Source organism: Flavobacterium sp. IC2-16 (genome assembly GCF_055521455.1).
The window spans coordinates 1,460,981-1,476,754 of sequence record NZ_CM145480.1 but is presented as its reverse complement, the minus strand read 5'-3'; the positions used below and the strand labels follow the sequence as shown (position 1 = coordinate 1,476,754).

At 36.7% G+C, this 15,774-nt stretch carries 8 protein-coding genes; 3 read left to right on the top strand and 5 right to left on the bottom strand.

The features are described from left to right. Complete coding sequence (locus tag ACZ1JT_RS06660) at positions 1-1,287, bottom strand: tyrosine-type recombinase/integrase (RefSeq protein ID WP_465093063.1); 1,287 nt, start codon at positions 1,285-1,287, stop codon at positions 1-3. 334 nt (positions 1,288-1,621) lie between these two features. Between ACZ1JT_RS06660 and bioB the strand changes: the two genes are divergently transcribed. Next, the gene (gene bioB / locus ACZ1JT_RS06655; protein ID WP_465093062.1) at positions 1,622-2,719 is read left to right on the top strand and encodes a biotin synthase BioB; all 1,098 of its coding nucleotides are present in this window, start codon (positions 1,622-1,624) and stop codon (positions 2,717-2,719) included. 103 nt (positions 2,720-2,822) lie between these two features. After that, complete coding sequence (locus tag ACZ1JT_RS06650) at positions 2,823-3,695, top strand: cupin-like domain-containing protein (RefSeq protein ID WP_465093061.1); 873 nt, start codon at positions 2,823-2,825, stop codon at positions 3,693-3,695. A 32-nt stretch (positions 3,696-3,727) separates the two neighbouring features. Here ACZ1JT_RS06650 and ACZ1JT_RS06645 read toward each other — a convergent pair whose 3' ends face one another. Beyond that, entirely contained in the window at positions 3,728-7,780 is a 4,053-nt protein-coding gene (locus ACZ1JT_RS06645) for a reprolysin-like metallopeptidase (protein ID WP_465093060.1), read from the bottom strand. A 159-nt stretch (positions 7,781-7,939) separates the two neighbouring features. Then, positions 7,940-12,676 carry a T9SS sorting signal type C domain-containing protein gene (locus tag ACZ1JT_RS06640; protein ID WP_465093059.1) on the bottom strand — a complete coding sequence of 1,579 codons (4,737 nt, stop codon included), beginning with the start codon at positions 12,674-12,676 and terminating at the stop codon, positions 7,940-7,942. A 135-nt stretch (positions 12,677-12,811) separates the two neighbouring features. Here ACZ1JT_RS06640 and ACZ1JT_RS06635 point away from each other — a divergent pair, with 135 nt between their 5' ends. Further along, a complete protein-coding gene (locus ACZ1JT_RS06635; RefSeq protein WP_465093058.1) occupies positions 12,812-13,294 on the top strand; it encodes a regulatory protein RecX in 483 nt (160 codons plus the stop codon). 1 nt (position 13,295) lies between these two features. On the opposite strand, the gene ACZ1JT_RS06630 is transcribed toward ACZ1JT_RS06635, so the two are convergent. Both ACZ1JT_RS06630 and bioA read right to left on the bottom strand, forming a co-directional pair. Further along, positions 13,296-14,447, bottom strand: a complete 1,152-nt coding sequence (locus tag ACZ1JT_RS06630; RefSeq protein ID WP_465093057.1) for a beta-ketoacyl synthase N-terminal-like domain-containing protein — start codon at positions 14,445-14,447, stop codon at positions 13,296-13,298. A 21-nt stretch (positions 14,448-14,468) separates the two neighbouring features. Further along, positions 14,469-15,740 (bottom strand): adenosylmethionine--8-amino-7-oxononanoate transaminase, encoded by a 1,272-nt coding sequence (gene bioA / locus ACZ1JT_RS06625; protein ID WP_465093056.1) that lies wholly within the window; start codon positions 15,738-15,740, stop codon positions 14,469-14,471. Positions 15,741-15,774: the final 34 nt, after the last annotated feature.

The window sequence follows — 15,774 nt, the reverse complement described above, 5'->3', positions numbered from 1 at the left end:
TTAATTGTTAGCTCCGCTTTTAATTACCTTTAATTCAGGGGTGTTGTCTTGGTTCATTTTTTCAAAAAAAGTCATAAATAAGTCTGCATTTGCGTCTTTATCGTCCCTTTGGTTAATGTATTTTAAAAACATACTTTCTGTACTGTGTCCAGTTATTCCAATTAATACCGCTGTTGGTATTCTTTTATAAAAATTAGTTGCGAATGAGCGTCTTAAACTATGAGAGGTTATAAAATTGTGTTTCGGTAAATCAATCTGTTTTCTTTTGCCGTCCTTGTCGATAATATAGCCTTTTACTACTTCATTTATTTTTGCTAATTCACAAACTTTTGAAATGTGAGTATTTATTTTATTTAAAGAAACTTGTTTCGGAAAATCATTTAGTAAAATGTTTATTACATAGTCTTTCATAACTCCAATTGTTACGCCTTTATTTGTTTTTTGCTGTATAACATCAATATAAACGCCTTTTGCGGTCTGTCTTATATTTTCGGGTTTAAGATTTAATAAATCGCCACCTCTTTGTCCTATGAATGCACCAATTAAAATCCATTTTTTAACCTCGTTTAAATGTTCCGAGGCTATTTCTGTATTATAGATTTTGTCAAGTTCTTCAAATGATAAAGTATGTATAAACCTATCGGCGTTTTTTTCTTTTGCAATTCTAAAAGTAGTTGAATAAGGAGTTACTTTAATTTCTGACTTTTGAGCGTCTTTGCAAATTGTCTTAATAAATTCAAGTTGCTTTGCAGTGTAATTGGGTGTATATTCTTTTTCAGTAAGCAACCATAATTTAAAATTCTCTATAACCTCTTTTTTTAAGTCCTTAAACAAAATTGTCTTGTTAATGGAGTTTTGATATTCGAGAATAATTTTTCTGAACGAATTGTAATTCTTAATTGTTCCTCTGCTTAGCTCATTATTTAATTTAGCATTATCAATTAAAGAACTTAGATAATTTTCAAATATTGCTAGGTCTTTCTTTTGAACTTTGTCAAAACATAAGTTAATACAGTTTTCCAGCCAATTAGCATCTATGTGGTTGCCGTTTGCTAAATCTGAATTGTAAGTTCTTTTTATGAATGCTTCAAGTTTATCTAATTCTACTAACGTTTTTTTGTTTTTGTCAATAGTCGATTTGGGTAAACTCTTTGTTTTACTCCAATCTTTTGAATTAATTAAAAGTCCTGTTTTCTTTTTTAAATCTAATTGTCTACCAGTTGAAAACCTTACATAAATTTGAGCATTTTCGGATTCACTTTGTAATAAAAACTTAATCTTTGCCATACATAATAACTTTTGAACAATTCAAATGTAATTATACAAATTAATTTTAGCCAACATTCAGCCAACATTTAGCCAACAATATTAGATTTTATTAGTTTATATTAGATAATAGATTAAAATTAAAAATCTTTTTAAGCGTGTATTTTGATGAATTTTTGCTATTTTTTAAAGGTTTTAGAAATATTCAAAATTATATAGTAGTTGTGTGGGTTCGATTCCCACCCGCGGTACAAAGCCTCTCAACTCGAGAGGCTTTTTTTATTTAACTACTTGCAACAAAATTTTTTACTTCCTATCGAATTCCCTATTTTTGAACCGAACAAACTAATGACGTATGAGTACACCAACTAGACACAACTGGACAAAAGAAGAAATCATTGCGATATATAACAAACCCTTGATGGATTTGCTTTTTGAAGCTGCCTCCATTCACCGCGAACACCACGACCCAAATGTGGTTCAAGTTTCTACCTTGTTATCTATCAAAACCGGAGGATGCCCCGAAGATTGTGGATATTGCCCACAAGCAGCGCGTTATCATACCGATATTGAAGGTAATGATCTAATGTCTGTTTCACAAGTAAAAGCACAAACGTTACGCGCAAAAGCAGGAGGTTCTTCTCGTGTTTGCATGGGTGCTGCTTGGAGAAACGTTAAAGATGGCCCTGAATTCGATCAGGTATTGGAAATGGTACGAACCATCAACAAACTAGACATGGAAGTTTGTTGTACTTTGGGAATGCTTACCGAAAACCAAGCACAACGTTTAGCCGAAGCAGGTTTGTATGCTTACAATCATAACTTAGACACATCTGAAGAATATTATAAAGAAGTAATTTCAACACGTGGTTTTGAAGACCGTTTGCAAACTATCGAAAACGTTCGTAAAACCAACGTTACGGTTTGTAGTGGTGGAATCATCGGAATGGGTGAAAGCATTGAAGATCGCGCCGGAATGCTGGTTGCGTTATCCACATTAAACCCACAGCCGGAATCAGTGCCAATTAATGCCTTAGTGGCTGTTGAAGGCACTCCAATGGAAGATGAAAAACCAGTAGAGATTTGGGAAATGATTCGAATGGTAGCAACAACCCGTATTGTTATGCCAGAAACTCAGGTACGTTTGTCTGCGGGAAGAACTCAAATGTCGAGAGAAGGACAAGCGATGTGTTTCTTTGCAGGAGCGAACTCTATTTTCGCGGGAGACAAACTATTGACAACACCAAACCCAGATATAAACGAAGACATGAAAATGTTTGAAATGCTAGGACTACAACCCCAAAAGCCGTTTATCAAGCTTATGCAACCTGAAACAGTGGAAGCAGAAGATTCTAAATTCCAAGCTTTGGGTGAAAAACCAAAATGGTCGAGACCAGGTCATAGTATTGAAAGAAACCTTGAAGCACAAGCAAAGGGAAAAGAATGTTGTTAATTTAACACTGTATAAAATAAAATTTATTTTACGATAACATAAAGCTTTCTTAAATTTGCCCTCACTTTTTGAGGGCATTTTTTTTAACTTATATCCTTCGTTAATGAAGCTACATCTCACAGAAATTGAACGTGTAAAAACAATCTCTAAAAAAGATTTCTACACAAATTATGTTGCCAAACAAAAGCCTTTGGTTATAGAGCAGCTCACATCGGATTGGCCCGCATATGAGAAATGGAAACTCAATTATATCAAAGAACTCGCTGGCGACAAAACGGTACCACTCTACGATGACAGACCGGTATCCTACAAAGATGGGTTCAACGAAGCTCATGCCACCATGAAAATGAGCGATTATATCGACTTATTACAATCGAAACCAACCAATTATCGCATCTTTCTTTATAACTTAATGAAACAAGTGCCGCAATTGCAAAACGATTTCAAATGGCCCGATTTAGGTTTGAAATTAGTAAAACAACTTCCAATGTTGTTTTTTGGTGGTGAAAATTCGAAGGTTTTCATGCATTATGATATTGATTATTCTAATATTTTACATTTTCATTTCCACGGGAAAAAACAATGCATCCTATTTGAACCGAATCAGACGAAATATTTATATAAAGTACCGCACGCTTTAATTTCGAGAGAAGATATTGATTTCGACAATCCAGATTTTGAAAAATGGCCCGCATTACAGTACGCCAAAGGCTTGATTTGCGATTTGAATCATGGTGAAATGCTGTACATGCCGGAAGGATATTGGCATTATATGAAATATGTAACTCCAGGATTTTCGATGAGTTTAAGAGCATTTCCAAGAAAACTAAGCAATCTTTCTAAAGCAGCATACAATGTCTTTATTATGCGTCACTTTGACAACATAATGCGTCGTTTTAAAGGACAAGCATGGATAGACTACAAAAACGAGCAAGCCATTGTAAAAACCCACAAAAACATAGCCTTATTTAAATAAAAAAATCCCGAATTATTCGGGATTTTTTATGTTTAGTAAATTACTTTTTTGGTGATTTCCATTCCGTTCTCCAGGAGAACTTTTACCAGTAAAACATTCTGAGTAGATCGAATATTTTGTATTTGTGTTTTTGTCTCGCTTATGTTAGTCTTTTCTGCAATAACTCTACCTAACACATCATAAACAAAAACATTCTTTATACGTTCACTAGATGAAGTTACGTGAATGCCATCGTTACCATAAACTACAACTTGATTTGAAATTGTATTAAATGAATCGGTATTTAATGTAGTGTTCGTAAAACGTAACACAAAACGATCATTAAAATCGCCGGAATTTGTTGTGAAAACATAATCCGAATTTTTCAAATCATGAATAACAGACAACAATCTATCTTCTAAGTATATTGTTTGATCCTTCAATACCCCTTCGGCTTTATCAATAGAGATAGTATACAATCCGTTTGCGGCTGCATTATACCCTAACAAAACTTGTTGTTCTATATCAAACGATCCTTTCCCTTGAATTTTATATTTCTCACCGTCGATTAACGAATAAAATGTTATTGGCGTATTGGTTTTGGTATACTGACCATCATAACCGTAATCAACACCATTACTAGCCTGTGGAAAGAAACCAATTAATTGCTGATTAAACAATCCTTCGTCATTTGTCATATTCAACCAAACTCTATCTTTTTGAGATTCATTATCTTGAGCCCCTCTATAAAAATTAGAATTACTATAAGCCGAACTTCTCATGTTGTTTCTAAAGATCACATTACTATTCATACTAGCATCAACTTGAAACCCTTGCCCAGAAGCAATAAGTCCGTTAGGCTGCGATGTATTTCCAATTCCTGAAGCCGATGTAGCTGTACCTCCAGATAAATTATAATACGCAAAGTCATTTGGACTATATCCCGAAGCCGTTAAGTTTCCTACATGCGTCCAAAAATAAAGCGTTCCTGAAATTGAACTAAAATTGGTGTTGATAAAATCATCTGCTTTAATAGCTGAAGGATACGGATTCCCGATTAAATTAAAATCGTCGTTACTTTTTGTATTATCCAAACTCAAACGAACCGGAACATTAATTAATCCATTGTTCACTTTTCCGGTAAAAACAACATTTTCGGTTCTAGGAAAAGAACCTGCGCTATTTGCCATAACCGCATATCCTAAACCAGATTGCATAACATCTGTTTGTGGCACAAAAACCCACGCATCACCATTATCATCGTTAGCATCGTTGTTATCGTCTCTAAAATTAGAAGCATCCAATCTATACACACGGTTATGATCCCATGCCGATAATGCGCTTCCAATAGTTGTATTCAAAATAGGTGAAGACCAAAAAGTAAAATCATAACGCTCAAAAGGTGCAGTAGTTTTTCGAACATTTATTGTTCCATTGTTTGTTACTACTCCTGTATCGCTTTGCATTACCAATGAACCATTGTTTTGAACATCTAAAACAGCAGTAGCATTTACCGTTAAATCGTTAATAATATCCACATAAGTATTTGGAGCTATGGTCATCGTTTGCCCTCCTACAACTGTTAAACTACAACAATTAAAACTTCCGTTAACTCCAGTATTATAATTTCCATTAATAACTGCTAACGTATTTTTTCCAGGCAAACCATTAGACCATGATGTTCCGTTCCATGTAGAAATAAACGAACCACACACTACATCTAATTCGGTAAACGATTGCGAACAAATAGTTAAGGTATACGAATTAACCGTACCAGTATCTGCTGCACCCAAATCTCGAATTCCAACCAACCAGTTGCCTTGTTGATTCATTCCGTTATATACTGAAAGAGGTTGTGCCGGAACATAGGTTCCATTAATAGGCGAAGCACAAACCATTGCAACACCTTGATCATCAAACAACACATTCATATTGGTGTTATTAGTACAACTTCTATTAAAAATATTGATTTGATTTGATCCAGAAGGATTAGACAACACAACTTGCAAATCGGAAATATAACTATGATTCAAATTCACACGCAAATTAACATCTGAAATAATGGCACTCGTTGGTACATTAATAGATTTAACTGTATAAGTTGTATTGTTATCCGGAACAGAAAAAGGTCCGTTAAATGTATAATTGGTACAACTCGACGTCATTGAATATCCAATTGCAAACGAATTTGTATTAATTGCATAATAATCATTTCCTGTTGGCTCGATTAACAAACGACAGTTGGTTGACAAAACATCTGGAACAGTTATCGTTTGCGAACCATCGTTAGGTGTATTAGCGAGCAAAGTAATCGGGAAAGTAACGCCACCATCTAAAGACAATAATATATTTACATTAGCCGATCCGGCAAGAGCTGTAGTGTTATTTACTGTCCAAGTAATAGTTTGTGTGCTTCCAATAGCCCAACTGATTCCAGATGTTGCTTGCGATGTTACAGCGAAAGGTCCGTAAGCATTATTAAAAACCACGTTCATATCATCACTTTCATTACACGCCCCTCCAGCAACATTATCACGAACGGTGAATCTGAATTTTAAAGTACGACTTACACCAGGAACAATTTCCCACATATTTCCGCCAACACCATGCGCAACATGATCGGCCAAATTTGGAAACCTACGCATTGTACTACTTGTTGGAGTAAACGAACGAAAATTAGGTCCTGTTGTTTTCGTGGTATTTGGATACGTTGTAGTTGCATCGCCAATGTCCATTTGTTCCCAACAATAGGTTAAAGAGGCATTCCCATCAGCATCTGTTCCACTACCAATTAATTTAAAAGCAGTTCCTATTGGCAAAATTTTATCGGCTCCAGCATTTGCCGTTGGAACCGAATTTCCCGTGTTTACAATAGTTGGGCAAGCTTTTGCTTTAATATTATTGGTAACCTGTTGAATACTAATCGCGTGAAAATAAGCATCACTATGCGGTTGAACATCGGTTGCCCCGGTAATTCCTGCATACCCCATAATTGTACTTCCACTTCCTGGCTCAAGCTGAGCAACAGCCACTTGTGTTGAATGTGTAAAAGTATGATTTGCACCAAACTGATGTCCAATTTCGTGCGCAACATAATCAATATCAAAATTGTCACCCATTGGGATGCCATCAGCTGGAGAAGTATAACCACTTCCTTTTTGACCATTCACACAAACACAGCCAATACAGCCTGCATTTCCTCCGCCACCAGTAGCACCAAATAAATGGCCAATATCATAATTGGCTTCACCAATAACTGATGTCAATGTATTTTGAAGTTCAGTATTCCAATTGGCCATACTTGCAGCAGGCGAATACGGATCGGTAGTTGCATTGGTATAAACCACATTGGCATTAGTGGCAATAAGTATCAAGCGAGCATTAAAATCGTTTTCAAACACACTATTAACACGCGTTACTGTAGCATTGATTGCTGCCATGGCACCCGCTACAGTACCTCCATGATAAACTGCATATTCGCCGGTACATGACATTGCCAGACGAAATCTACGCAATTTAGAATCATCGGCATTGTTTAAAACAGCTCTAGATGTTATTAAACCTGTTAATTCTGCCTCATCGGTTGAGCAAGTAAAAGGCAATCGCCCTCCAGCGTTTTTTCTATTGAAAACCACATAGGTATTATCCGACAGACGGATAGGATCAATAATTGTTGTACCCGAATTCGAATTTCGTATGGTTGCACTAAAACCTTTTTCGTTCGAAACACTAAAACGAATAGTCTCGAAAGGCTTAGCTATATTTACTCCGGCATACGAACGCATTTCAGGAAATTGCGCTTGTAATTCTGGCTCCATTACTGATGCTTCAAAAACACGATAGGTTTCCATAGCCCCATCATCATTAGGAATGGAAATCATTACATTTTCAGACTGTCTCTTTGTGGTGGTTACTTTTTGAAGTTGTTCTTTAAGACCCGAAAAATCTAAAGTTGCCAGTGTAAATTTTGCTGGTAATTCTTTTTTGAAATCATTGGGTTTTTTCTCAAAAGAATTTGGGTTAATAACTTTCCAGACATTTTTTTGTTGGGCACATAGGGATAGTGCTGTTAATTGCAAAACTGCAATCAGCAGGTACTTTTTCATTATAGTTTTGTTAGTTTGTTAGTTGGGTGCAATATTATTTTATTTCTAACAAAACACAAAGTAATTGTTTCAAAAATAACCTGCAGTTTGACGATTTTAAGCAAAAAATAAGCCAAACGAATCGTTTGGCTTATATATTATAAAAGAAAACTTATGTTCTTAATAAATAACTTTCTTTTCTATTTGCTGACCGTTCTCTAAAGTTACCTTAACAATTAACGCACTTTGAGTTGGACGAACATTTTGCAATACCGTTGTGTTTTCAGACACATTAGTTTTTTGGGCAATTACTCTACCTAAAACATCATAAACCACAACATCTTTAATTCTTTCTAAAGCAGAACTAACTGTAATTCCATCATTACCATAAATATGTACTGCATTAGAAACCGCAGTAAACTCATCGTTGTTCAAAGTTGTGTTTGTATATCGAAGAACGAAACGGTTATTGATTGGTCCAGTTTGTGAAACTGTAAACATGTATGGGTTTTGTTTCAAATTATGAATTACATTCAACTCACGATCTTCTAAATAAATATTCTGACCTAAAGCGAATAAACCATCTAGATACGAAATAGCTATTTTATAACTTCCAGTTGCAGTAACTTCCATTCCTAGAGGAACCATATCGGTATCCACAAATGGTAAAGCTCTACCTTGGATATGAATTGGCTTATCGGCTATTAACGAATACAGCGTCATTCCGGTGCCTGTTTTAGCAAAAGCGTCATATCTGTTATCCTTATCCATTGTAGCGCCAGAAACATATCCAACAACCGCTTTACTTATTTGATTAGAACTATTGATTAAATCCAACCATATTCTGTGTTTTTCTATAATTCCTTGTTGTGCAGTTGCAGCAGTATTTGATCTAAAGAACTGTGTATTATCCAACACGGTTGCCGTTGTAGCATTACCACGCATTGCATTTTGGAATACAATATTTTGTGATGCTGCACCACTTTCCAACATTGTAATAAAGAAACCTTGACCAGAGGCAATTTTCCCATCAAAAGCACCCGGTACTGTGGTTGCAGTTCCGTTGTAAACGATGTAATCATTCGCTGTATAATTAGCCACAAAGTCCTGATAGAAAGGATCTACAATTGCTGAACTTGGTAATGTCCCGTGTGTCCAAATTCTAACAGCTCCTTCAATATTTGGATTAGCTGTGATAAACTCATCGGCATCAATTGCACTTGGATAAGGATTACCAACTAAAATTAAATTATCATCAAAAGAAGCAGCATTAGTACCTCTTGTAATAGGATAATTAAATTGACCGTTGAAAGGTTTTCCGTTAAAATCAACATTTAACGTTTGAGGTGTTGTAAAGGCAGAAGGTCCTCTTACAATATACCCTTGACCTTTATTCATAGCACCAGAAGCGGTTAACCAATACCCTTGCGTACCGTTAGGATTTGCCGCAGTTGTATCCCAATAAAAACGCAGTGAACCATTAATAGTTGAAATATCTGTGTTTGCAACTGGTGAAGACCAATATACATAATCCAGTTTTCGTAAATTATCAACAGAACGTTTCACTTGGAATTTAGTCCCTGTATATGTTCCAGCGTTGGCATCTGTTTCATTGATTTGAATGAATTGTCCATCGTTTTGAACCACAACATTACCACTATGATTTAACGCATTATTCACCTGAACATAACCATTAGAATCTACAGTAATTGTTTTTCCAGCATTAACCGTTAAATCCCCTGAAGCGATTAAATCATTCGATACTGCAGTATCAAAATTGTTATTCATCACTACATTATAAAATACTTCTGTTCCTAATGGTGTAACATTATTGATAACTTGTGGTGTTGAACCCGTAAAATGAACTGTTCCATTCCCTTCTTCAAAAGCAGTATTCCCTAGAGCATTAGTCCAATCACCATATAAATAGATTTGACCGTCAGCAGTTCCCGGATTACTATCATCCATATCGACAGCACCAGTACCACTAATTGACAAATCACCATAAACCTCAAGTTTGTTATTTGAATTCCCTTCAACAACTAATTTGTTTCCAGAGATTGAAATATTGTTTGACTGCGCAATGTTACCATAAATGGCAGCATTTGGAGAAGTTATATCTACAACTGCATCACGAATTCCGTAAGTCGTATTAATATCTACATCAACAGTTGGTGTTGGCACTTCTAAAGTTTGCCAGTTAGAACAATCAAACCAGTCGGTATTTTTAGAGCCTGTCCATACTCCATTAACATAAGTACCTCCTGTTAAAACGGTGTACATCATTCCGTTATGCATTTGCGTATAGCCAGCACAACTAGCTCTATTAGTCCAGTTTAACGGATTATTTAAACGAGCAATCCAATCCAGCTTAACCGCTGGTGTAGTTGGACCCGTATATTCTAAATAATCGGTAGCCGAACCTGGCATCAAACTAAAACAACGCAATTCGATTGGCAATCCTGATTGTTGCGTACTTGCTCCAAATGAATTCCAAGCCGAATTGGTGTTAAATGCATACAAGAAAGTTCCCGGAGTATAGGTTGCATCATGCGTTCCTCCAGGATTATTCCATACCCCACCTTGCATAAAAAAGATTTGATCACCTCCAGCATTCATAACTAAACTTCCTGTAAATCCAGGAGCTTTTGAAAAAGACCAGTTGGTATCTGGAGAAACAAACTCCATAATAGGCGCTGTATTTCGTAAACGAATCGTAATAATTGTTCCCGCAGGAATAGTACCTCCTGTTCTAACAATTCTTGTTACCCCTTCGGTATCTCCCCACAAACCAGCGGTTGTTCTTTCATAACCATTATCTGTAATATAAAAAGTATCACCGTTTTGAATGTCTTTAAAAATCATAAAACTGATTTCATCATCTCCTGCAGAATAAGCACCGTTAGGACCCGCAGGGTAACATGTAATGTTTGAATTTACAGCAATAACCGCAAAATCTCCAGGTGTAAACACCGTTACCGGTGTGATATTAAATGCAGAACTCACTGCAGTAGTAAGACCTGGTGATGTTGCTGACAACGTTAATCCAGTACCTAAAGCGGTATGAATTACGCTTGAATAAGTTGCAGTACCCGCTGTAGCTGCTATAACCAAAGGAGCACCCGTCATGGTTCCTGTACTGGTTAATGTAACTGTTCCTGTAAAATCTAAATCTACATTTCCACATGAATCTATCGCAGAAACGACAACATCAGACATTGGATTCCCTAAACCAGTTGTATTAGGCTGACTTGTAAATGATAGTGCTGTAGCAACTACCGCAATTACGTTTTGTCCATTTGTAGATGTTTGTGCCGAGAAAGCAGCTTTTCCAGAACCAAGTGCCGAAAAAGTAGTATTGGCATTACTTAATGAGAACACAAAATCTTCACCATCAAAAGCATCAGCTCCTAACGGACATTTTAACGACATACGTAACGAAAGTGTTTTTTGTGTATTATCGGCCACAGTTACATTCAATCCTGTAAACTGAATTTGATTTGCTGTTACTGTACCGGCAGCAATTCGGGTTATGCCATCAAACAATTCTACAGTATTAATAGCATCTGACCATGTACCTACTTGATTTCCTGCACCTTGCGCTAAAGTAAAATCTGTTAAAATTGTTGGAAATGTATCCGAATCATTTAACCCAGCTCCACCATCTCTAACGGTAAATTGCCATACTTGCACTCCAGTTGCCGAAGTTAACGGCGCAGGATTATTAACTGTACTTGATATTGTAGTCGATTCGGAAGCTGCTACCGCAACGATATCCGATTGCATAGAACCTGTAACATTGATTTGAACCCGGTTACTTGTAGCTGTTCCACAAGAAAATGTTGAAACACAAACCACATAATACGTTCCTATTGCAGCGAAATTAGGAACATACGTTGTTCCAGTTTGACCTGCTAAAATAGTGCCGTAAGGCCCACCACTCAACGTTCCATAATACCATTGTCTGCTCACTGGAGTAGATTGCTCGGTTACAGTAAGCGTTGTACCATTAGCCCCAACTGCAATATTTTGTGTTGTTGTTGGCGCTATACTATTTGATGCTAAATTGATTGTTAAATTGGAACCATTATCTGCACCTACGACCAAAGGATTACTCGAGATTACTCTAATTCTATAACCAGTACCCGTAGCTGTATTAGCCGGTATTGTCGCGGTAATAGTTCCTGCATTAGCCGTACTTGAAAGCGTTCCAATAGCTGTTGGTGAAGCAAAGCTTCCCGCAGCATTTGATAACTGTGCTGTATATATATTTCCTGCGTTAAAAGTACCTGTACTTGTAAAACCAACACTTACTGCTGACCCCACTGTTGATGTTACACAAAACGGACTTCCAACAATTGCTGAAGTTGAAATTGTATTTGAGGATGTAGTTGTAACTGTTCCATTTAAAGTAAAATCATCTAATCTAAAAGTACCAGTACCCGTAGCACCACTCAAAGACATAACAACAGTCACTGTTCCTGTCATTCCTGTTAAAGGAAGTCCTGTTGTAATCGAACCAGTATTTGCCCCAGTTGTTGGTACAGTTCCGCTACCAACATTGTTTCCATTGATAGTCATACTCCAGTTTTGAGCACCTGTACTACTTCTTTGTCTCCAAAAACTATATGAATCAATTTGTAATTGATACCCTGGATTAACAGCAAATGTCAATGTAATTGTTGGTGTCCCTCCTGAATTATTCAAAGAAATTGCCTGACCAGCACTTCCAGCAAAACTTGTCCAAGCACCAGTACTGTTGGACCAAGAAGACGAACTCAAATTCGCATCAAATACACTTGGAGCAACTGTATAAGGATGTGTTGAAATTGTAGTTGTACCAAAATTATGCTGATAAACCTGTCCCCAGCCAATCACTGTCAACAATAAAGTAAAAAGTAAAAATCTTAATTTCATATTAATTTGGGTGTTTTTTCGGTGAAATTTCTTATATTTACATTTCCAGTTCTCGACCAATGGTAAAAAACGGGGGATAAAGGTACGAATTTCTGGGAAATATTTAACACTTGATTATTAATTTACGGTTAATTTATGAACACTAACTCATTGAAAATCTACACCGTAGAAGAAGCGACCCGTAAACTAGAATACTACTGCGGCTATCAGGAACGATGCCACTTAGAGGTTGTCGAGAAGTTAAAATCGATGAAAATGATCCCGCAAGTTATTGACAATATTGTAGTTCACCTTATTGAAAATAATTTTCTAAACGAAGAACGTTTTGCGTTGAGTTTTGCCAGAGGCAAGCATAATATTAAAAAATGGGGTAAAATTCGCATTGTTAACGAACTGAAGTTTCGAAATATTTCCAAATACAACATTGAAAGCGCTTTGAAAGAAATTCCTCAAGCAGAATACATAGCTAACTTTCATGAATTGGCTGAAAAGCATTGGGATTCCATTTCAGAAAAGAGTCTCCCTAAAAAAAAGAAAAAGTTTTGCGATTTTTTACTTCGCAAAGGGTATGAGACACAGTTTATCTTTGAAAAATTAAATGAGTTAACCGAAGAATAACTTACTTAGAAAGCAATATACTCACTGCATTGCCTCCAAATCCAACGGCGTTTACCAACACTTTCGTCATCTTACGCGCTTTATTTTCAGATTTCACATAAGGAACTCCAATAAATTTTTGATGCTGTAGCATTAAGACCGCTAATTCGACATTCAAAATTCCCGACGCTCCAAACGTATGACCTGTTTTCCACTTATTGGTAGTTAACAGTGGCATTGCTGAACCAAAAACTTTTTGAATTGCTTTATACTCCGACAAATCACCGGCAATAGTTCCTGGGGCATGCATTACAATCGCATCAACATCTTGAGGACTATTTTCTCCCAAAGCCATTTTCATCGATTTTTGAAAACAATCTGCTTCAGTTGAAATTGAAATACCGTGTTCCAAAATATCCGTAGCATAACCAATGCCTTCAATAAAAGCTAACGCTCTTTCATCTGCATTAGTTTCCAAACAAACAACTCCGGCACCCTCCCCCAAAACCATCGTGTTTTTGGTTTTGTTTAAATCGAAAGCACGACACGGAAACTCAGAGTGCTCGGAAGCATAAATTTTCAGAGCTTTCATCTGCGCAAAAGTAAAAGGCGTTAAAGGTGCTTCACTTCCACCAACCAAAAACTTATCTGCCATACCCGATCGCAACCAAGCAACGCCATTTAGCAATGCATGAAGCGCGGTCGAACAAGTAATCGAATGAGAAATTTCGGGTCCAGTTGCTTTTAAATCGTGCGCCACCCAGGAAGAAATATTACCCATAGTAGTGGTTGGCGAAGTTAACGTTGCTGTTTTACCTGTAGTTACAAATTCTTTATGAAAAGTCTCAAACAGTTCGGTAGCTCCTCGAGAAGAACCAATATTAATTCCGAAAACATCCGATTCGCCCCAGCCAGCCTGCTTTACTGCTGCTCTAGACACCATCATCGCATACAACACCGAATTATCTAACGCGCGATATTTGGCATTCGATTTGCGAAAAATTTCAACTTCGGCTTGCACAAAATCTGGCAAAGAAGCCATGGGCAATTGCTCTCCATTAACTTCCTGAAATTTAATTTTTGACTTCGGATTCAAATATTCATTCCAGATTCCTTCCGAATCATTTCCGAGTGAAGACAACGAGGCTAGTGCTGTTATGGCGATGGATTTCAATACTTACTTTTTTTTACAAAGTTAACATTCTGAAAGAGCTTCATCTATGGTATTGTAAATTTTTTCCAATTGCGAATCAGAAATAACATACGGTGGCAATACATACACAATATTACCAACCGGACGCAAAATCACACCCTTTTCAATAAAAAATCGATACAGTTTATTTCTAAAATCACCATAATACGATTCCTCGTCTTTAGTATGAATTTCTAAAGCAAAAATAACACCTAAAACGCGAGTTGTTTTTACTCGAACATGATTTTCAACACGTTTCTGAAATTCCAGATGTTTTGCATGAATCCGCTGAATATTGGATTGCATTTCAGGCATTTCCAACAAAGTCATACTCGCTAAAGCTGCAGCACAAGCGGTTGGATTAGCCGTAAAGGTATGACCGTGAAACAAGGCTTTATTAACATCATCGTCGTAAAACCCATCAAACAACGTTTGCGTGAAAGTGGTAATTGCCATAGGAATTGTACCTCCTGTTAAGGCTTTAGACAAGCACATCATATCGGGTTGTTGCTGCAAATAATTACACGCAAAATTTTTACCCGTTTTACCAAATCCTGTCATTACTTCATCCGCAATAGTAAAAACCCCATGATTTTTACACAAACTCATTAGCTTGTCGAGTTCAACAGCTTCATACATCACCATGCCTGCCGCGCCTTGAACCAATGGCTCGAATATAAACGCTGCAAATTCATTGGTTTCTATCAGTTGCTTAAGAGCGTCTAAACTAGCTTGTTCGTTCCCTTTTGTTGGCACAGGGATGCGCACCACTTCAATCATAGAACCTTTAAACGCTTCGGTAAAAAAGGAAATCCCACTAGCCGCCATAGCAGCAAAAGTGTCACCATGAAAAGCATTTTCGAAAGCTATAATTTTGGTTCGTTTCTGACCTTGATTATAGTAAAACTGTAAAGCCACTTTCAAAGCTACTTCAACAGCTGTTGATCCATTATCTGAAAAGAATAATTTCTTTTGATTGGACGGCAAAATCCCCATTAATTTTTCAGCTACCAAAACGGCAGGTTCATGAGTAAACCCTCCAAACAAAACATGTTCTAAGGTGGTTAATTGTTTATAAATAGCGTCGGCTATAAATGTATTTGAATGCCCATACGGATTTACCCACCATGAAGCAATGGCATCAATATATTCTTTACCATTTTCATCCCACAATAACGCTCCTGCTCCTTTTGTAATAGCAATATGAGGTGCTGCGGTTTTATGTTGGGTATAAGGATGCCAATTGTATTGGATATCTCTTTCAGAAAGCTTCATTTTACTTTAGTTAAGAATTAAAAATGGTGCGTTA